General features: G+C 41.1%; 17 protein-coding genes. 10 read left to right on the top strand and 7 right to left on the bottom strand.

Annotation, left to right across the window (positions count from 1 at the left end; translation table 11 throughout):
* Positions 1 to 35 precede the first annotated feature (35 nt).
* Positions 36 to 1,067, bottom strand: coding sequence for an IS630 family transposase (locus TPSD3_RS01065; RefSeq protein ID WP_086486662.1), 1,032 nt, complete (start codon positions 1,065 to 1,067; stop codon positions 36 to 38).
* A gap of 198 nt (positions 1,068 to 1,265) precedes the next feature.
* On the opposite strand from TPSD3_RS01065, the gene serC reads away from it, so the two are divergent.
* Positions 1,266 to 2,348, top strand: coding sequence for a 3-phosphoserine/phosphohydroxythreonine transaminase (gene serC / locus TPSD3_RS01060; RefSeq protein ID WP_086486751.1), 1,083 nt, complete (start codon positions 1,266 to 1,268; stop codon positions 2,346 to 2,348).
* A 73-nt stretch (positions 2,349 to 2,421) separates the two neighbouring features.
* Here serC and TPSD3_RS01055 read toward each other — a convergent pair whose 3' ends face one another.
* Positions 2,422 to 3,312: an SHOCT domain-containing protein gene (locus TPSD3_RS01055; protein ID WP_086486750.1), complete on the bottom strand. Its 891-nt coding sequence runs from the start codon at positions 3,310 to 3,312 to the stop codon at positions 2,422 to 2,424.
* A 201-nt stretch (positions 3,313 to 3,513) separates the two neighbouring features.
* Between TPSD3_RS01055 and TPSD3_RS01050 the strand changes: the two genes are divergently transcribed.
* The 5 genes from TPSD3_RS01050 to dapE all read left to right on the top strand — a co-directional run bounded on the left by TPSD3_RS01050 (position 3,514) and on the right by dapE (position 7,769).
* Positions 3,514 to 4,956, top strand: a complete 1,443-nt coding sequence (locus TPSD3_RS01050) for a DUF3553 domain-containing protein (RefSeq protein ID WP_140048449.1) — start codon at positions 3,514 to 3,516, stop codon at positions 4,954 to 4,956.
* An 82-nt stretch (positions 4,957 to 5,038) separates the two neighbouring features.
* A complete protein-coding gene (locus TPSD3_RS01045) occupies positions 5,039 to 5,338 on the top strand; it encodes a YciI family protein (protein WP_086486748.1) in 300 nt (99 codons plus the stop codon).
* A 12-nt stretch (positions 5,339 to 5,350) separates the two neighbouring features.
* Entirely contained in the window at positions 5,351 to 5,626 is a 276-nt protein-coding gene (locus TPSD3_RS01040) for a BolA family protein (protein ID WP_086486747.1), read from the top strand.
* Between the two features lie 45 nt (positions 5,627 to 5,671).
* Positions 5,672 to 6,538, top strand: coding sequence for a peptidylprolyl isomerase (locus TPSD3_RS01035; protein ID WP_086486746.1), 867 nt, complete (start codon positions 5,672 to 5,674; stop codon positions 6,536 to 6,538).
* Positions 6,539 to 6,638: 100 nt separating this feature from the next.
* The gene (dapE, locus tag TPSD3_RS01030; RefSeq protein WP_086486794.1) at positions 6,639 to 7,769 is read left to right on the top strand and encodes a succinyl-diaminopimelate desuccinylase; all 1,131 of its coding nucleotides are present in this window, start codon (positions 6,639 to 6,641) and stop codon (positions 7,767 to 7,769) included.
* Positions 7,770 to 7,860: 91 nt separating this feature from the next.
* Here the strand turns inward: dapE and TPSD3_RS01025 are convergent, their stop codons facing one another.
* The 5 genes from TPSD3_RS01025 to malQ form a co-directional block, all read right to left on the bottom strand.
* Positions 7,861 to 9,036, bottom strand: a complete 1,176-nt coding sequence (locus TPSD3_RS01025) for a DesA family fatty acid desaturase (protein WP_086486745.1) — start codon at positions 9,034 to 9,036, stop codon at positions 7,861 to 7,863.
* Between the two features lie 323 nt (positions 9,037 to 9,359).
* The gene (locus TPSD3_RS01020; RefSeq protein ID WP_086486744.1) at positions 9,360 to 13,085 is read right to left on the bottom strand and encodes an nSTAND1 domain-containing NTPase; all 3,726 of its coding nucleotides are present in this window, start codon (positions 13,083 to 13,085) and stop codon (positions 9,360 to 9,362) included.
* Between the two features lie 57 nt (positions 13,086 to 13,142).
* Positions 13,143 to 13,745, bottom strand: coding sequence for a BTB/POZ domain-containing protein (locus tag TPSD3_RS01015; RefSeq protein WP_086486743.1), 603 nt, complete (start codon positions 13,743 to 13,745; stop codon positions 13,143 to 13,145).
* Positions 13,735 to 14,685, bottom strand: a complete 951-nt coding sequence (locus TPSD3_RS01010) for a hypothetical protein (protein ID WP_086486742.1) — start codon at positions 14,683 to 14,685, stop codon at positions 13,735 to 13,737. Before TPSD3_RS01010 ends, TPSD3_RS01015 begins: the two co-directional genes overlap by 11 nt.
* A gap of 354 nt (positions 14,686 to 15,039) precedes the next feature.
* Positions 15,040 to 16,311, bottom strand: a complete 1,272-nt coding sequence (malQ, locus tag TPSD3_RS01005) for a 4-alpha-glucanotransferase (RefSeq protein ID WP_280938402.1) — start codon at positions 16,309 to 16,311, stop codon at positions 15,040 to 15,042.
* A 45-nt stretch (positions 16,312 to 16,356) separates the two neighbouring features.
* Between malQ and TPSD3_RS01000 the strand changes: the two genes are divergently transcribed.
* From TPSD3_RS01000 to TPSD3_RS00985, 4 genes are all read left to right on the top strand, one after another.
* Positions 16,357 to 17,388, top strand: coding sequence for an IS630 family transposase (locus TPSD3_RS01000; RefSeq protein WP_086486662.1), 1,032 nt, complete (start codon positions 16,357 to 16,359; stop codon positions 17,386 to 17,388).
* A 141-nt stretch (positions 17,389 to 17,529) separates the two neighbouring features.
* Positions 17,530 to 18,021, top strand: a complete 492-nt coding sequence (locus tag TPSD3_RS00995; protein WP_086486740.1) for a hypothetical protein — start codon at positions 17,530 to 17,532, stop codon at positions 18,019 to 18,021.
* A gap of 2 nt (positions 18,022 to 18,023) precedes the next feature.
* Entirely contained in the window at positions 18,024 to 18,434 is a 411-nt protein-coding gene (locus tag TPSD3_RS00990; protein WP_086486739.1) for a transposase family protein, read from the top strand.
* 375 nt (positions 18,435 to 18,809) lie between these two features.
* On the top strand, positions 18,810 to 19,828 hold a 1,019-nt coding region (locus TPSD3_RS00985; RefSeq protein WP_086486738.1), incomplete at its 3' end, for an efflux RND transporter periplasmic adaptor subunit.

Below are 19,828 nucleotides of genomic sequence, written 5' to 3'. Positions count from 1 at the left end.
TGAGATATAAAAACAAATTAAGTTTTAATATCTACCTAGATATTAGGTATAAGATACTGTTTAATTTTATTAAACTTAAACACTTTACCTGACAAAAAGGTCTCAAACATACTAGTGACTTCTTTAAAGCTTGATAGACGATGAAAATTCTTTCTGACCCAATTCTTACCTTGAAGCCAAATATCCTCGACTGGATTTTGCTCTGGGGCATTGGGCGCAAATCTTAATAAACGAACTTTCCATTCTGATTCTGGAAGTCCCCCATTTAATTTCTCTAAATAAGTTCTTAAACCTTCAGAACGATGATAACTTGCACCATCCCAAATAATCACATGACGGGCTTCTTTATATCTGTAAATGAGCCAGTTAATAAAGTCTATCGTATATTTTGTATCAGCTTTCTTTGCCCTATCTAAAATAAATTCTCCCGTATAAATATTCACCGCTCCATACCACGTTTGAGAAGTGCGATAATTACTCATCTTTATTGACGTTCTTTCTCCTTTTTTCGACCAAACATAACCACAAATATCTCCCCACAACTGATGGCTTTCGTCTTGCATCCAGTACATTACCTCTCCACTTTCTATCTGTTCACGCTCCTTATCTATTAAATCCTTAATCTCTTTTTTTTTAGCTTCTACTTTTACCTCATCTTTTGCCGAATTCTCTTTGTGTGTCTTCTTATAACTTAAATTCGCTTCTTCTAATAATTTAGTATAAGAAGTATTTGAAGAATAGAAAACATCATACTCCTCTTTTAAGTATCTCTTTAGTTCCTCTATTGTTATTGTCTTCTTTTCTTGTATCCAATTAATCACATCTTCTCGTTCACGCGGCTTTAAATACCCTGGCGAGCCTTTATACGCTAACTTTAATCCTTCCACCCCTGACGCTAAATAAATGGCTTTCCATTTATCCACAAATTGCACACTGACACAACACGCTAAAGCCGCTTCCGCACGCACAAAACCAAGCAAAGACATTCTTACTGCCATCGCTCGCTTCACTTCTCTCGCTTCACCTGTTGACATTAACTCTTCTAAATCTTCATATCTCTTGTTCATTATTCTCTCCTATTTAAAAAGTATTATTATACGACTCTGAAAAAATTGGTATAGCGGCAATTTAACGCAGGAACGCAGGAGGTTTTAGCGTGTTTAAGTCTAACATAATGAGAAAAAAATAGGCTGCATTTTAGCCGCTTGCCAAGTCAGCCTAAGCGCATTACCATTGCGCTTTTCAACCCAAAAAAAGAGAAAACCATGTCAAGACCCTATAATTTCAGTGCAGGCCCCGCCACATTACCCTATGAAGTCTTACAACAAGCCCAAGCCGAATTGTTAGATTGGCAGAATTCAGGCATGTGCGTGATGGAAATGAGCCACCGTGGGCGAGAATTTGTGTCTATTGCCAGCCAAGCCGAAGCGGATTTACGCGAATTATTAGCGATTCCTGCGCATTATAAAGTGTTGTTTTTACAAGGCGGAGCCAGCGCGCAATTTGCTGCGATTCCTATGAATTTATTACGCGACAACACCCAAGCCGATTATTTAAATACGGGCATTTGGTCGAAAAAAGCCATCGACGAGGCAAAACGTCACTGTCAAGTCAATGTCGTCGCCAGTGCAGAATCTTCTCGTTATACCGCACTACCCGCCCGCAGTGAATGGAAATGTAATCCGAATGCGGCCTATTTTCATTACACCCCAAATGAAACCATTAATGGTTTAGAAATTTCAAACGTTCCCGATGTGGGAAATGTACCGGTTGTGGCTGATATGTCTTCCACTTTATTATCGCGTCCTATTGACGTGAATCAATTTGGTTTAATTTACGCCGGCGCACAAAAGAATATTGGCCCGTCGGGAATTACTGTGGTGATTGTGCGAGAAGATTTAATTGGTCAGGCGAAAGCGCATTTACCGCAAGTTTTGGATTATAAAGTTCAAGCGGATAATGATTCAATGATTAATACTCCGCCGACTTATGCGTGGTATATCGCGGGTTTGGTGTTTAAGTGGTTAAAAGCCCAAGGTGGCTTGGCAGCAATGGCCGTACGGAATCAACGTAAAGCGGCTTTATTGTATGATTATATTGATCAATCGGGTTTTTATCACAATCCTGTGCAAAAAGAGGTGCGTTCTTGGATGAATGTGCCTTTTACTTTGGCGCGTGAAGAATTGGAAAAACCCTTTTTGAAAGAAGCCGAACAAGCGGGCTTATTGACTTTAGCGGGACATCGTTCTGTGGGGGGAATGCGTGCCAGTATTTACAACGCCATGCCAGAATCGGGTGTTGTGGCGTTGGTTGATTTTATGAAGGATTTTGCGGCGCGTCATGGTTAAGATTTGGCGTTGATCCTATTCTCAAAAATCACTGGCAAACCAACAAGAATCGTTTGCCAGTGAGTGAGAAAAATTACAAATCCCGTAAAATTTCTTGTTGTTTCTGTTGATACACCGCTTCGGAAATTAACTCTTGATCGCGTAAACGTTTCAACTCCCGCAAACGCGCTTCTACCGTAGATGACAGCACAGGCGCAGCCGCAGGGGTTGGTACGGACACGGGATCGGATGCAGTTTCACTGGCTTTTAACTCAGCCACTTCTGCTTTTAACTGCGCGATTTCTTGCGTCATTTTCACTTGCGTGTCGGAAGGCGCGGAATTGACAAAAATCGAAGGCATAGTCGCCATCGGGTGGGATTCAGGCAAAGGCAAGGCTGCGGCTAAATCCAATTGCACCCAATCGGCACGTTGATCCATCAACGTTTGTCCGGTTTGCGCGACAAGGGGACGTTCGGGGATTTTGGCCTGATCGCGTCGCCCTGCCACAAAAGGATACAAACGGCGATCTTGATGGTAATCAATTTCTGCATGAACATCGCCCACGATCAGATTTAAGCGATCTGCTTGAAAAAAAACACGTCCTGTGGTGACTCGATTTTCACGGGTAATGAGGCCGGGATGCGCGCCGATGACGGCAAAGACCACATCTTCATCGGGGCTGGCTTTTGCCAAACCGCGCCCAATGGCATCAATTAAAATGGTCAATTCGGAGCGTGAAAATAAAGGAATCATTTGTTCATTTTTTAACACGGCGACATGCGTCAAAGCGCGTTGCAATTGTGCGGTCTCTAATTGCACGGGGTGTTGATTGGGCAATGCAGTATTTTCTCGCGCTTCTAAACGCACATATTGCTCCCGAAATTGCCATAATGACTTCGGATCGGAATTAATATTAAAAAATGCCTGACTCGACCAAGACAATAACAGCAAAGTAAACAAACTAATAACACGAATAAAGCCCATTGATTAATCCTCATTAGGGTGGTTTTTAACAAAAATCTCCACACCAGTTTAACGCAGTGACAAGGCCACTGTCACCTGAGTTGACGTGTTTCCTGTTATTAAAAAAATAATGCAGATTGATTTGACGTATCGCGTCGTTAAGGCGTAAGCTAATTCATGATAAACCGCTTTTACATTTAATTTGTACGTAGATGATAGACAATGATGTCCAATAACAACGATGATGCCATTTCTCTGTTATTAACCGCTTTACGTTTTGCCGCAGACAAGCACCGTGATCAACGTCGTAAAGATCGTAATGCCTCTCCTTACATCAATCATCCCATCCAAATCGCTGATATTCTTTGGAAAATTGGTGGTGTACGCGATGTGGTTACGCTGGCTGGTGCATTGTTACACGACACGTTGGAAGACACCAACGCCACGCCAGAAGAAATTCAAACCTTATGCGGCGTTGAAGTCTTATCTGTAGTCAACGAAGTGACCGATGATAAAACCTTATCCAAAGTAGAACGCAAACGTCGCCAAATAGAACATGCGTCTTCACTCTCCATTCGCGCTAAACAATTGAAATTAGCGGATAAAATTTGTAACGTGTACGATATTGCGCACGCGCCGCCGTTAAATTGGAGTCGTAAACGTCGTCACGATTATTTGCAATGGAGCGAACAAGTGGTGGCGGGTTTGCGCGGGGTCAATCCTGCATTAGAATATTATTATGATGAAATACTGGCGCAAGCCCGCCATCGTTTAGCCTATGAACAAGAAAATGTGCGCACTTTTCGCGTGGGCGACCGCGTGCGACATCCGAAAAAACCCGAATGGGGTTTAGGACAGATTTTAGCGTGTACGGATAAACATTTACGGGTTTTTTTTGTGGGCGCGGGACAAAAATTATTGCGTCAAGAAAAAACTTTATTAGCCCGCTTAGACCCCCAACAAGCACAAAATAGATTATTAGACGATTTAAAAATTTCCTCCGAACAAAAAGTTATCGGCTATCAACCGTTGCCCGTGTTAATTGAGCGTTTTTTACACCAATATGGCGAAGGTTTTTACAGCGAAAGTTATTTAAAAACCTATCGACAAGCCCGAATTTCTGCCCATACCGCAATGCAGAATTATTTAAATCAAACCACTTTTTCGCAATTATTACGGGAGAAAAATTATCAAGAAATTTGCGAACGCAGTGTGATGATTATAGAAACGGCACAGGTATTAAGCGACATTGAAAAAATATCTTTAGAAGAAGGCTTGCAACACCCCGCACAACAACGCTTATTTGCAGAAAAACTCTATCAATTTCTCTTCGCCGAACAAGCCATAGAAGCGCGATTTAATGCTTTTGTTGCGGGATTGATGCAAATGAATGCCGCACATTGGCGCATTGTCACCAGTTTTTTATTTATAACTTATCCAGAAACCGATATTTTATTAAATCCAGATATTATTCCATTGGCCGCAGAATTATGTGCGTTTAATCTCAATTATCATACTCAACCCAATTGGCAAACTTATCGCCAATTATTGACATTTGCTGATTATTTAGCACAGAGTTTAGTCGATATGCGGCCGCGGGATTTAATTGATGTTTATGCGTTTATGGAAGCCAATGTGACGCTGTTACAACCCTTACAAAAATAATTCGCGCCCCCTTAAATTTCGCTTATAAAAACGTTATAATTCACTTCGTCATTTTGAACTGCAATACTTGAGACATTAACCCATGCTTTATGCCATTCTTAGCGAAGATGTCGCCGATAGTTTAGAAGCGCGTCGCCAAACTCGTCCTGCCCATTTGGCGCGATTAGAAATTTTAAAAGAACAAGGTCGTCTGATCATTGCAGGGCCGCACCCTGCGATTGACTGTAACGATCCCGGTAACGCGGGCTTTACGGGCAGTTTAGTGATCGCCGAATTCGACAATTTAGAAGCCGCACAACAATGGGCAAACGCTGATCCTTACTTAGAAGCGGGCATTTATGCGCGAGTGGTGGTTAAACCGTTTAAAAAAGTGTTACCGTAAAAGGACAAACGCATGAGTGATGATCGCGTAGAAAAAATTCGCGGGTGTTTAACCACCGCATTTCAACCCAAACAGATCGACATCATCGACGACAGCCACCAACACGCCGGCCACGCCGGCGCACGCAGTGGTGGCGGGCATTTTACTGTACACCTTGTCAGCGCAGCATTTGCAGGCAAATCCTTAGTACAACGCCATCGCATGGTGTACGAAGCCTTGTCCGCATTGATGTCGTCTGACATTCACGCCCTAAGTATTCATGCCAAAACCCCTGATGAAATGCAATAATGGCATGATTCATTTTTCACCCCCCAATTGTGGAGTTCTTTTTTCATGTTAAAACCGTTAATTACCAGCGGCTTATTGTGTTGTGTTGTCACTTTATCGGTTCACGCTGCGGAAACCGCAGACGAAGCCGTAGCGGTGGTCAATGAACAAAACGTCACCGAACATGACTGGAAAAAATACAAAGAAGCGGTTTTTGCTCGCGCCCGCCAAGGTCAAGGCCAAATGCAAAGCGAAGCCGATATGATGCAAGGTTTAATTGATCGGGAATTATTAATTCAAGCGGCTAAAGCAGAAGGCATTGATCAAACCGCCGAATTTAAACGTGAATTAAACACGGCAATGGGCAGCTTATTGGCTTCACAAATTCTTGACGATTATTTGGCAAAAAATCCTGTTTCTGAAGAAGAAATTCAAGCCAAATATGATGAATTGGTGAAAACCACCACCATGCCACAAGAATATCGTGTCAGTCATATTTTATCTGCCACTGAAGAAGACGCAAAAGCAGTATTAACTGAATTGCAACAAAAAGGCGATTTTGCCGAATTAGCCAAAACCAAATCCATTGACGCAGGCAGTGCGGAGAAAGGCGGCGATTTAGGTTGGGTAGAAGCCAATGCGGTGGTGCCAGAATTTGCCACTGCCATGCAGAATCAGAAAGTGGGAGAACTCAGCGAAACTCCCATAAAATCTCAATTCGGCTGGCATATTGTGCGGGTTGATGAAGTGCGTACCATGTCTCCCCCCGCGTTGGCCGGTGTGAAAAACCATATTCAACAAATGGTCAGCAATGAGCGTATGCAAAAGTATGTTGAATTGTTGCGCGAAAAAGCCACGATTCAAATCGTTAAGCCCGTCGCAGAACCTGCGGTAGAAAAACCTGTTACACAAGAAGAATCGGCCGCGCAATAAGCGGATTATTACGACAATAAAAAGGGTAATTTGATCACGGATCGAATTATCCTTTTTTTCTGTTTTATTTTTAAATGATTTACGGATTTATACCATGACCCTGTCTCCAACGGTAGAATTAACGATTGAATTAATACGTCGCCCGTCTATTACGCCTAAAGAAGAGGGCTGTTTAAGCCTAATTGCCGAGCGATTGGCTGCTTTTGGTTTTAATAATGAATGGCTGTCTTTTGGTGACGTGCAAAATTTGTGGTCACGACGCGGTGAGGCCAAGCCGCTGTTGGTTTTTGCGGGACATGTGGACGTGGTGCCGACGGGGCCGGTAGAAAAATGGCGTTATGACCCTTTTCAACCGACGATTGAAGACGGTTATTTGTACGGTCGCGGGGCAGCGGACATGAAAAGCGGCGTGGCGGCGATGGTGACAGCGGCCGAGCGTTTCGTGGCGGCGCATCCTGAACACGCGGGATCGATTGCTTTTTTGCTGACTTCAGATGAGGAAGGCGTGGCCACACATGGCACGGTTAAAGTGGTAGAAACCTTGATGAATCGTGGAGAATACATTGATTGGTGCATGGTGGGTGAACCGTCGAGTAAGGAAAAATTAGGCGATATTTTGAAAAATGGGCGACGCGGCTCTTTAACGGGACGTTTAACCGTACACGGCATTCAAGGTCACATTGCCTATCCCGAATTAGCCGACAATCCAATTCACCGTTTTGCGCCTATTTTGAACGACTTATGCGCACAAGAATGGGATCAGGGCAATGCGTTTTTTCCGCCAACCCGTTTTCAAATTTCTAATATTAATGCGGGAACAGGAGCCACCAATGTGATTCCTAACCATTTGAATGTGATATTTAATTTTCGTTACAGTACAGAGGTCACACACGAGGATTTACAGCAAAAAATTAATGAATTATTGCAAAAATACTCGATTCAATACGATTTAACGTGGGAGCATGGAGGTTTACCTTTTTTAACTGCGGCTGGAGAATTATTAGAAGCCACGCAAGCGGCGATTCAGGACATTTGCGGCTATTCTGCGCAATTATCGACGGCAGGGGGAACATCGGATGGGCGTTTTATTGCGCCGACGGGGGCGCAAGTGGTTGAATTGGGTGTGAATAATACCACCATTCACAAAGTCAATGAATGTGTCAATGTGACTGAAATTGACACTTTATCTGAGATTTATGAGCGGATGCTTGCCCGTTTACTTTTGCAGTAAAAAAGTATAATAATCAAGTGTTGCAAAATACAAAAACACCACCGCTCTAGCCTTTCTTGCTAGGAAAGGCTAGTTAGAATTTTTATGATAATCAAGCGGTTGCTGGCATATTGGTGTAGCGGCGTAATAATTGCGCAAACTCTTGCAAAGCTTGCACTCCGCTGGCTTCAGCTTGACGACACCATTCTTGTAACGATTGTAGTAAAAGTTCTTGATTGGCGGTGGTGTGTTGCCAGAGATTTTGTAAACGTAAACGGTATTGATACACGGTTTCTAAGGCGTGATTTTGCGCTAAAATATGTTGCAAATGCGACTTTTCTTGATCGTCCAACAGCGACTCTTCCCGAATCAATAAGGCTCTGGCTCGTTTGAGTAAGGTGCGGGAATCGCCATTAGCGTGTTTCAATTCCTGACGATAAACGTGATCGATCACCTGTTGTGCGTATTGCAACATCACGGGGAAACGCTGGTGCAATAAACTACAAACATCCTCCAACCGTGGATTGGGATTTAATTTAATGGCGGGCGGTGCCACTTTTTTCACCTGCGCTAACCCTAATTTGGCGAGTAATTGAATATAAAACCAGCCAATATCAAACTCCCAAGGACGAGACGATAATTTAGCCGAACTGGCAAAAGTATGATGATTATTATGCAGTTCTTCTCCGCCAATTAAAATTCCCCAAGGACAAAGATTAGTAGAAGCATCTGCACACTCGTAATTGCGGTATCCCCACCAGTGTCCCAAACCATTGACCACGCCCGCCGCAAAAAATGGAATCCAAACCATTTGCACTGCCCATATTGTTAGTCCTAATACACCGAATAATAGCACGTCAATAAACAGCATCACTAAAACGCCTATTAACGAATAAGGGGTGTATAAATGACGTTCAATCCAATCATTAGGCGTACCATTACCATATTTCTCTAATAGGGCTTTATCTTTAGCGGAAGCGCGGTAAAGTTCTGCGCCTTGCCACAATACCCGTTGAATGCCGAAAATTTGCGGGCTGTGGGGGTCTTCAGGGGTTTCGCAGGCGGCGTGGTGTTTGCGGTGAATGGCCACCCATTCTCGTGTCATCATTCCCGTCGTCAACCATAACCAAAAACGAAAAAAATGGCTTATGATTGGATGTAAATCTAAGGCGCGATGTGCCTGATGTCGATGCAAAAAGATCGTCACGGCGGCAATAGTAATATGTGTAAAAATTAGGGTAATAGCAACCAAAGCCCACACGGGCAAATCAAGTAAACCATGTAGCATGTACTTACACTCCTCTCTTGTTTGTTATGAGTCAGAAACTGACGATTTATGCTAATGAATTGAATATTTTCTGTCAACTCTGCTGTAAATCTTCACTTATTCCATTTATAACAAAATGATGTGCTTCATAAAGCCTTTATTTTGTCAGAATCAGAATTTACAGAATTTCAGGATTTTCGGAATGGAAAATTACAAGAATCCATGATGAAGAGGCGTTAATGCGGTTATTTCGCTTGAATTTAGAGCGGGGGAAAGCATAAAAAAAGCCACCGCATTATTCATCTTTCAAGAAATAGTGCAGTGGCTTTTTTGAAGAGAAAATATCATTGCCCCATTTTAATAGAATAAAGTGCAATGGCTCCGCTGGTAAGTTCTTCTTGTTCAGAGGCGGGGACAATCAACCAACAGGTTTGTTCCACACAACGAAGGTCTGAATGACGAATCTCTCCCGTTAAAGGCAGTGTTAAACGGAAAAAATTAGCTTCTTCTTGTTTTTTCGATAAATCCCAAAACTGTACTGTATTGTCTTGGCTGACCGTGATCACTTGATAACCATCAGGACTAAAAAAACCCTGGCGGACTGTGTCTTGATGGCCGGGTAAAGAGAAGAGTGCTTCTCCCGTCTGTGCATCAAATATCCCTACAGGCATATTACGACTGGTTTGTAGATAACGGGTACTTTGTGGATTCCAATCTGCCCAAATAATATCTTGTCCTTCTGACAGACGGGATTGTAAGGTCAGTTGACCATTTTGGAATTGCCAACGTTTCACATCTTGATCACTCGCAGTTAGTACAAATTCCCCTGTCGAATTGAAAAACACAGAATTAACATCAATTCCATCATGGGCTTTTTCAAGAAATTGCAGTTTTTCTCCGTTGACAGACCAAACGCTGATATTGCCATCATTTGATGTCATGATAACAAATTGACCATCAATTGAAAATGACGCGCCATGAATGGTTTTTTCATGAGAAAGTGTACTCAATTGGGTTAAACCCACTTTATCTACTTGCCAAACAACCGCTTTACCATCTAAATCAGCAGATAACAATTGCCCTTTTTGGCTAAATACTAATCTGGAAATCATTGCTTGGTGAATATCTTCTCGTTGCCACAAGGGCGATAAACTGGGAAGCGCATAGGCTTGCAATAAACCAGTTCTCGCGCCGCTGACAAAAAAACTGCCGTCAGGAGAAATGGCCACAGCAGAGGCAGCATAAGCAACTGGCAATAATTGTTGACGCGGAGAATGGGTTGGCCATTGACGTAAACTACCGTCATTACTGACACTTAACAACACATTTTCTTTTTCTTTTCCAAAAAGCCCCGTAACTTGTGCTGTATGACCTTGCAAAACTCTAAGCGTCTGTCCACTGTCCACATCCCACAAGCGGATAGTGCGATCTGCACTGGCTGAAGCGAGAACAGAAGGGGTTAAGAATGCCAAACTAAATACAGCATCATCATGTCCAGCACACACTTGCGACTTTCCTGTGTTAAGTTCCCAGTAGCGCAATGTATTATCTTTACTGCCTGTCACTAAATGCTGTCCATCAGGGTGGAAAGCGATACTTTGAACCATATCCGCATGTCCAACAAGAGTTGTGACCAGCGCGTCGTCTGCCACTTGCCAAACTCGCACGCTACGATCCGCAGAAGCACTGGCCAGATATTTTCCTTGTGTGTCAAAGGCCAGAGAAAAAATACTGTCGTCATGCCCAGAATCAATAGAACGAATCTTTTGATCAGAAACACCCGCATGTTCTGCCAACGGTAACAACACAATTTGTGTACTTGCGCCTGCTGCCGCCAGCCATTCTGTAGTGCGTGCTAAAGCAAAAATTTCATATTCGGCTTCATATACAACTGACTGTGTGTTATTGAGCAAATCGTGACGAATAATTTTTCCATCTTGTCCTGCGCTGACTAGCGACTGAGGTGTTTCAAACACCAAAACATTCACATGTCTTTCATGACCAGAGAGCGTGCGTACTCGCTCTCCTGTCTGCGCATCATGCAACTGCAACACGCCATTTTCCCCAGCAACTGCAACTCTGACTCCGTCAGGACTCATCGCCATAGCGAGAAGCGGCTTACCAATCTCACTAAACAGTGTTTCCCCTTCTGCGCCCATGACTTCGATCAGTCCCGCCAACCAATCCCGTGCATGGCGAGTCATCTTCCCCGTCTCTGAGTCATCCTCAATTCCATAGGTTTGCTTTAAAACGCTTTGCGCTCCTGCATAATCCCCATTTTGTGCTAATAAAGCGGCATGAGTACGACGAGATTCAAATAATTCTTGGCGACGATATTGCTCGGCTTGTTGAGCAAGCTCGTTTGCGGCAATGGCTGCCTCGCGGGCTTTTTTAGCCTCATTCCATAGCAAACCAAATGACATAGTCGAGATAAGGAGAAGAAACGCAACTGCAAATGCGATAAGCGCATCGGCCTTCTTTCTTCTATTCTCCAGCTTTTGCTGTTGTAGTTCTTCATATCTGGCTCGTAATTCGTTTTCTTTGGCTTGTTTGTCTTTGGCCTCCTTTTCGGCAATTTCTTTTGCTTGCTTCTCCGCCGCTCTACTCTGCTCAATGAAAGCAATTACCCGTTGAAAGTCTCCAATACTTTCGTCCTTTACTTGTTGAAAGTCTCCAACACTCTCTTCTTTTGTGTTTCTGCAACGACGTTCAGCCCAAAGATTGTACTGAGTTTCTGTTGGGTAAAACGAAAGGATACGTTTAAGCCATTGTTCAGCATTCTGCAAATCTAATCCGCGCAATAACTCCCCTGTTTTTGCTTTGTAAAACGAGTCTTTACTCAATAAATCCCAATACTGTTTAGTCAGTCTCCGTTCATCTTTTGCCCATTCTTTCAATCTCTCCCATTGCCGAATCAATGCTTCATGGCTAATGTCTATAATGTCCCCTTCGGATAATCTGCCCTTATTTTCCTGCATCGGCATTAGAAAGTGTCGACCAGGCTGTCTGAAAACATTAATAATTTCACTAACAGCCCGTATATCAGAATGAAGCAACTGGGCGATATGTTCAAGTCTCATGGGGTAACGAGTGTAAGGAATGTCATTTAACATTCCATCATTAAAAGTAGTTAAGTTACGAAATAGAATTTCTGCCACTCTTTCTTTTTCAGTGTTCAACTCGCCAAAAGCCTGTTCAGCAACCCTTGACAACGCCTGAAGCCCACCAACTTCTTGGTAGGCCTTCAGAGTCAGTCGTACCTTCTTCATGTCTGCACCAGGCGGCCACAAAGAAACTAGTGCTTGTTGTATTAAGGCTAAACTGTCCCCTGAATTTTGCTTTGCATCGTTAATAATCTGTTCCACTAATTCTTTTTCTACATTTCCAGTATAACCAAAAGTATTAGCGGGAGATCGGATGATATCCCTCAATTCATCATCATAAAACAAGCGAACATTGAATGTCGTCCCCTCATTAATTTTTTCAGTAAGTACTGGATATTGATGACAATCTCTTTCAAATTCTGAACGTAAAACAATAGCTACGTGAACTCGATCGCATTGAGAACAATCCAAGAGACAATTAATAAAGGTCTCAACAGTATTTGGTCGCTGCTCATAACGAAATAACTCCTCAAACTGATCAACTAAAATCAGGAGATTATGATCTTCTTCTAAAGGATTATCTTGCAGCAAAGCAGAAAAATTGCGTTCCCACAATTTTTGAGTAATGTCACCGTGTAAAGAGGTATTTTTAATTAATGCGTCAGACAAGTTTTTAAACGGTTCATCACCTGGGCGGAAGCTTGCAATTTTCCACAAGGAAGGAGATTTTTTTTCCTCTTTTTTGTCAGAAAGTTTCTCTCCACCGCTTATCCGCGTCCCTGACAACAGTCTGTTTAAAAAACCGACATGAACCAGTGAAGACTTGCCACAACCAGATTCACCAATTATGACTATAAATTTCTTCTCCAACTTCTCGATCAAGTTCTTAAGCACACCTTCCCTGCCACAATATATGCCAGCTTCTTCCGGACGGAAAGGTCTTAAACCGGGATAAGGACCATTCATGACTACATACTCCCAAGTAAATTATTTTTCACAAAATACAAGCCAAACAGCATCTCGTTAGCTTAATTGTTCTAGTTTCATCAACTCACTGATTAGATTATCAACTGACTTAACTATAATCGCTCTCACCATGTGTTTTTCAAAAAACTCAGAACTATCGCCTATTTCTACATACGGTGAAAACAAAACAAGTTCTACCTTGTAACCTGCACTGGATTTTATGCGTTGGCACAAGTAAAGTTGGTTCAAAACCCACTGATACGAAACTTCTTTATCCAAAACAATCACCATAACATCACTATTTTCAAGTTTTTCCTGGAGATCGTCATAAATATCTCCTCTACCTCTAATAAAATCCAACGGTTTTATGTACAGAAAAGAATCCCCTAATTGTTTCTCGAGAACTTCTGCACTTTCCAACTCATTTGGAGCTGAATTGATAAAAACTCTAGTACGTTTATGTGACTCATAAGCAGCACTTGCTTCCATCTTTTCTTGAGTTATTATATCCATAGTCAAACCACTACTGGTTGGGAAAGCAGGTCTATTTACCATTTGATAGACAATCTGCCCATGTTTTTCCAGAACACAATAAATGCGTTCAAGCAGATCATGTACCGATTCTCTCTGCTGTTCTATCGAAACGATGTTAGTTTTCAAGAACGACCTCCTTTATTTTGGTTTCACCAATACACATATCAGAAAATGATCCAATATTGCTTGAACGAATTACAGAGATATTGTTGAACCCTAGCTTTATTAGTTCTCCAATTGTCGCCCTCATCTGCTTTTCATAAGTAGGCTTTGTTAAAAAAAGGATAAATGGACATTCTCTATCAATGTACTCAATATTCATAACCTCACCATTAACACCCTTAACTTTAACGTCATCAAGAATCTCATAAGGATAAATGTTTGTATTTGTAAGTTTACTACACTTAATACAGGTTCTCAGTTTTGCATAATCTTCTCTAGTTATAATGTAAATTTCATTGAATTGGGCTAATTGTTCAGTTAATCCACCAAATATTTGGCAATTTTGGCATTCGATAAAAATATTGTGACTAATTTTTGTTACTACTATTAACAAAGCGAAGAAAACAATCAGGATGAACCAAGAAAAAACCACCCAAAAGACAATATCTCCTCCCACTTTTTGGATTATAAGGAGAAAGCTTGTAATACCTAAAAATTCTATAGGTAAAACAAACATAAACGGAACTAGTGTAACCAACATATTGATAAATTTTAGAAAACCAGTTAGAGACATGCTGCCATGCTTCCCTACAGATTGATTTGTTTTCCTTGGATCAACAATTGGTTTAACAAGTACGTAATATGAAATTATTGTTAATACAGTAAAAAATAAAACCGAAATGGAGTAGATGATAATAAAAAAGTCAGGCTTATTACCTGTAAGGGCAAATGATGCAAGAGAAATAAAGGCAAGCAGCCACATGTAAACTACATATCCAAAGTGCAAAAATTCTCTGACATCCTCATTGACAGAGGACATGGTTTTTTTAGAAAAATCAGCTCCAACTTTCGGTATACTAAGGAAAAAAGAAAATACATATTTATGCAATTTAGCAACAAACATCGCGTAACTCCGTATAAACCACATCAATTAAACAAACTTTACTTAAGTCAGAATTTCTCAAGATTAACAAATTAGACTGACCCCTATTTGTCAGAGGATAGGGAATTAACATGCTTAATCTTGGGTTCTTCGAAATGCACCTTACTGTTTGCCAGTTTACTATTTCCACTCGATTTACAGGGTTGTGGCTTTGGATCTTTCGGACTAGATGTTTTTGGATTGCCACTCCAATCATTTGGGCATGGGGGGCTAGACGGGTTTGGGTTGTTATCAGCAAAAACAGTACCAATACCAACACAGAAAAAAATTGCAAACAACCCTGTCCTCAGTATCATCAGCAAAAAACTTCGATCTTTACACACACCCAACCCGCCCATATTTTTCTGAAAGTTTCAAAAGTTTTAGTTTAATCTCCGGTGTGATTTGCCCCCAATCGAAACGCCACCGCCAGTTACGCCATTTTGACACACCCGGTATGTTCATTCGGTTTTCATTCCCTTCCAGTTCTAAAATATCTTGCATGGGTAAGATAACGAGTTTGGCTGGAGAAGCATACAACCTGTCAATAATTCGGTGTAAAGTATCCCGACAAGTAACATCAGTTGCAAGGTCAAGATAACGCAACATATTGATTTTTCTGGTTTGTTTTTCTAGCAGAGCAAAACGCTTTAGCCATTCCATTGTCGTTTGGCTGTCATGTGTCCCGGTATAAACAACATCAGAAGCATGGTGCTGGTGGGGATAATGAGGGTTGCCCATGTCCAAATCAAAAGCAAGTTGCAATACTTTGATCTCAGGTAAATTTGATTTTCTCAATAGAATATCTGTTTTTTCTGCATCAAGTCCTGGTGCTTGAATATTTTCTGCGACCAGAGTAGAACGTTGTCCTTGTTGGTTGTTGAGCATGGAAAACAGCAACATATCAGGAGTATCTTCCCAATGTCCCTCTTCCGTGAGACAATGGGCATAATCATCAGAACGAGGAACTGCCCAGCATTCTCTGTAGCCGCGAAAATGGGTAAGGCGAACAATATCGAATAGCCGACTCATTGTATTTAACCGCTCACGCCACCATGAAAATCCAGATTCTTGTAGAGTTTCCCAGTTGTAAAGCGGATTGCCCCAGCATTGCCCCTTGTTTGGACGGGCATAGTCATTCTGTGGTGGAGAACCTGCGACAAACTTTGCCCGTCCCTCCTCATCGGTAAGAAAATAGTCGCGTTTTGACCACATCTCCACACTGTCTTCAGCCACAAAAAAAGGCATGTCACCAAATAACTGCACACCTTTCTGACTGGCATAATCCCTAACTTCTTGCCATTGCTCAAAAAATACAAATTGCTCAAAACAATAAAATCTGATTTCCTGAGCATAATGGTCACGAGCATGTGCAATGGCATTAGATTCGTAGTTACGCAAACCTAAATTACGCCATGTCCACCATGGACCCATTTCTGCGTGGCGAATAGCACGAAACAAGGCGTAGTCATCCAACCAAAATTGGTTTTTTTCAATAAAGTCCTCGAAATTCAGCAGAACACCGTGTTTGGCAGACTGTTTGAATCCTTCAAAAGCCTCTCTAAGCGCAGATCGGCGATATTTTGCCACTTCGTTGATATATACCAATTTTTTCAGAGTCGTATAATAATACTTTTCAAATAGGAGAGAATAATGAACAAAAGATATGAAGATTTAGAAGAATTAATGTCAACAGGTGAAGCGAGAGAAGTGAAGCGAGCGATGGCAGTAAGAATGTCTTTGCTTGGTTTTGTGCGTGCGGAAGCGGCTTTAGCGTGTTGTGTCAGTGTGCAATTTGTGGATAAATGGAAAGCCATTTATTTAGCGTCAGGGGTTGAAGGATTAAAGTTAGCGTATAAAGGCTCACCAGGGTATTTAAAGCCGCGTGAACGAGAAGATGTGATTAATTGGATACAAGAAAAGAAGACAATAACAATAGAGGAACTAAAGAGATACTTAAAAGAGGAGTATGATGTTTTCTATTCTTCAAATACTTCTTATACTAAATTATTAGAAGAAGCGAATTTAAGTTATAAGAAGACACACAAAGAGAATTCGGCAAAAGATGAGGTAAAAGTGGAAGCTAAAAAAAAAGAGATTAAGGATTTAATAGATAAGGAGCGTGAACAGATAGAAAGTGGAGAGGTAATGTACTGGATGCAAGACGAAAGCCATCAGTTGTGGGGAGATATTTGTGGTTATGTTTGGTCGAAAAAAGGAGAAAGAACGTCAATAAAGATGAGTAATTATCGCACTTCTCAAACGTGGTATGGAGCGGTGAATATTTATACGGGAGAATTTATTTTAGATAGGGCAAAGAAAGCTGATACAAAATATACGATAGACTTTATTAACTGGCTCATTTACAGATATAAAGAAGCCCGTCATGTGATTATTTGGGATGGTGCAAGTTATCATCGTTCTGAAGGTTTAAGAACTTATTTAGAGAAATTAAATGGGGGACTTCCAGAATCAGAATGGAAAGTTCGTTTATTAAGATTTGCACCTAATGCCCCAGAGCAAAATCCAGTCGAGGATATTTGGCTTCAAGGTAAGAATTGGGTCAGAAAGAATTTTCATCGCCTATCAAGCTTTAAAGAAGTCACTAGTATGTTTGAGACCTTTTTGTCAGGTAAAGTGTTTAAGTTTAATAAAATTAAACAGTATCTTATACCTAATATCTAGGTAGATATTAAAACTTAATTTGTTTTTATATCTCACATAATTTTGGTATATTTGAGCAGGCAAAAAAATCTTTAGAAATATCATTAGACTTGTGGTATCAAAAAAACCTGGTATTAACCGATTCCAAAAAGGAGTATCAAAATGAATTTCAATCTGACAAATAAAAACACAACCAGACAATGGAGAGCCTTAATCGCTCTGGATGCAAAGCAGTTTGATATGTTGCTGGAAGTTTTTAAACAATCTTATCTCACTTTACAAGGTTCAACACTCAAATCAAGATTGATGAATGATAAAGCCACTTACTGCATTAATAACGAGAGAGAATTATTGTTATTTACACTAACCCGTTTAAAGCAAAGTTTAACTGATGATGCTTTAGGTGTGATGGCAGGTATGGATGGTTCTCACGCCAAGAAAACGCAGAGATTAGGCTTGCGTATTTTAACTCATGCCTTGTGTGTTTTAAAGCATATGCCTGCCAGAGACATAGACAATATCGATGATTTTAAAGCTTATTTTTCCGATATAGAGGAGTTGATTATTGATGTGACAGAGCAAGATATACAACGTCCATCGGATAAAGAAATCCAAAAGGAATTTTATTCGGGTAAAAAAAAACTCACACAGTAAAGATGTTAGTGATTGTTAATAAACTTAAAGAAATTTTGTATATAAGCCATCCTGTAAATGGTAAATGCCATGATTTTAACGTGTTAAAGAAAATGCTTTCTCCAGATAAAAAATATTTTATTGAGTCTAATATTTTAGTTGATTTAGGTTTTTTAGGTATGGATAAACAATATGATTGTAAATCGGTGTGTTTTCCTCACAAGAAATCCAAAAATAAGCCGCTTACTCGAGAACAAAAAGAGGAGAATAGGATTCTACCTTCAAAGCGTATTGTTGTGGAAAATGCAATTTGCGGAGTAAAGGTATTTAGAATTTTATCAGACCGATTGAGAATCCACTACCTTGATTTTTATGATAAAATTTTGTCCTGCTGTGCAGGACTACATAACTTCCGCTTAAACACAACTACTTGATTTTAATTGAGACCACAACTCTAATAAATGTGCTAAATTTTTATTTACTGCTTAAAACAGCAATGAATAATAGTATTACTAATGCTGTTTTGAAAACAAGGCAAACTCTAAACGATTTTTGCTTTATTTGGCAAGTGATTTTATTGCTTACTTTTAAAACAAGTCGTAAACGTAAAATTTTATATTCTATAATACAGTATAGATTCTTCAAGTCATTCCCCTCCAGTTCTGCAATGCAAAATTTTCGCTTGCAAATAGATTAGAATTCACTAATATTTCCATATTCTGGATGATCTTAACTGCTCTTGTTTACCTTGCGAAGCATGAATTTTTTTACATGATTATTAAATTTTTTAAAAACTTAGGAGTTGTGACATGTTTATCCGCTATCTGCGAATTTTAAACCGCTATTTGCGCTTGATGCTGTGGGGAGGGGGATTGTGGGCGATGCCCTTGTTGGTGTGGGCTTTGGATACGGCAGTGGCTGAACGGCAGTCTTTACCCGACACATTGACCGTCGATGCACTGATTGAACCCGTTCATCGCGCCACTTTAACCGCACAAACCAGCGGACAAGTCACTGAAGTCAATTTTGATGTCAATGACACAGTGAAAAAAGGCGCAGTATTAGTCCGCTTAAACGATGCCGAACATCGCAGCGCGTTGGCACAAGCCAATGCAGAATTGCGAGAAGCCCGCGCTCACTTAAATGGCGTACAAAGCGAATATAACCGAGTCAAAGCCAGTTACGACCGCAAAGCCATCGCCGCGGTTGAAATGGATCGCGTGAATGCCGAACTTCGCGTGGCACAAGCCCGTGTCGGTTCTGTAGAAGCCGCCATTAAACGCGCTGAAGAACAATTGCAATACACTGTATTAAAAGCTCCGTATAGCGGAATTGTTTTAGAGCGGCATATTGAATTGGGAGAAAGCGCAGCCCCCGGACGTTTAATCATGTCAGGGTATTCGTTTGATCAATTACGGGCTGTGACCAGTATTCCTCAAAGTCGAGCGGCGGCTGTGCGTCAACAGGATCAAGCCAGTATTATCGTTAATCTGCCTGACACGCCAACCCGTTATAAAGTAGAGAAAATTACCGTATTGCCCCAAGCGGATACCCAGTCACATAATTTTCGGGTGCGTTTGGAATTACCTAAAAATATTCCTGATTTAAAACCCGGAATGTTTGTTAAAGCGGAGTTTATTTTGGGACAACAAGCGCGTTTGATGTTGCCACATCAGGCTGTGGCTTATCGGGGCGAAGTCAGAGCGGTTTATCCCATTGATGAACAAGGTAAATTAACCATGCGTCAGGTGCGTTTGGGGAAAATTATTGGTGATCAGATTGAGATTTTATCGGGTTTATCCGAAGGAGAGCGGGTGGCGTTAGACCC

Source organism: Thioflexithrix psekupsensis (assembly GCF_002149925.1).
Taxonomy (GTDB): domain Bacteria; phylum Pseudomonadota; class Gammaproteobacteria; order Beggiatoales; family Beggiatoaceae; genus Thioflexithrix; species Thioflexithrix psekupsensis.
This window is presented reverse-complemented; position numbering and strand designations above follow the sequence as displayed.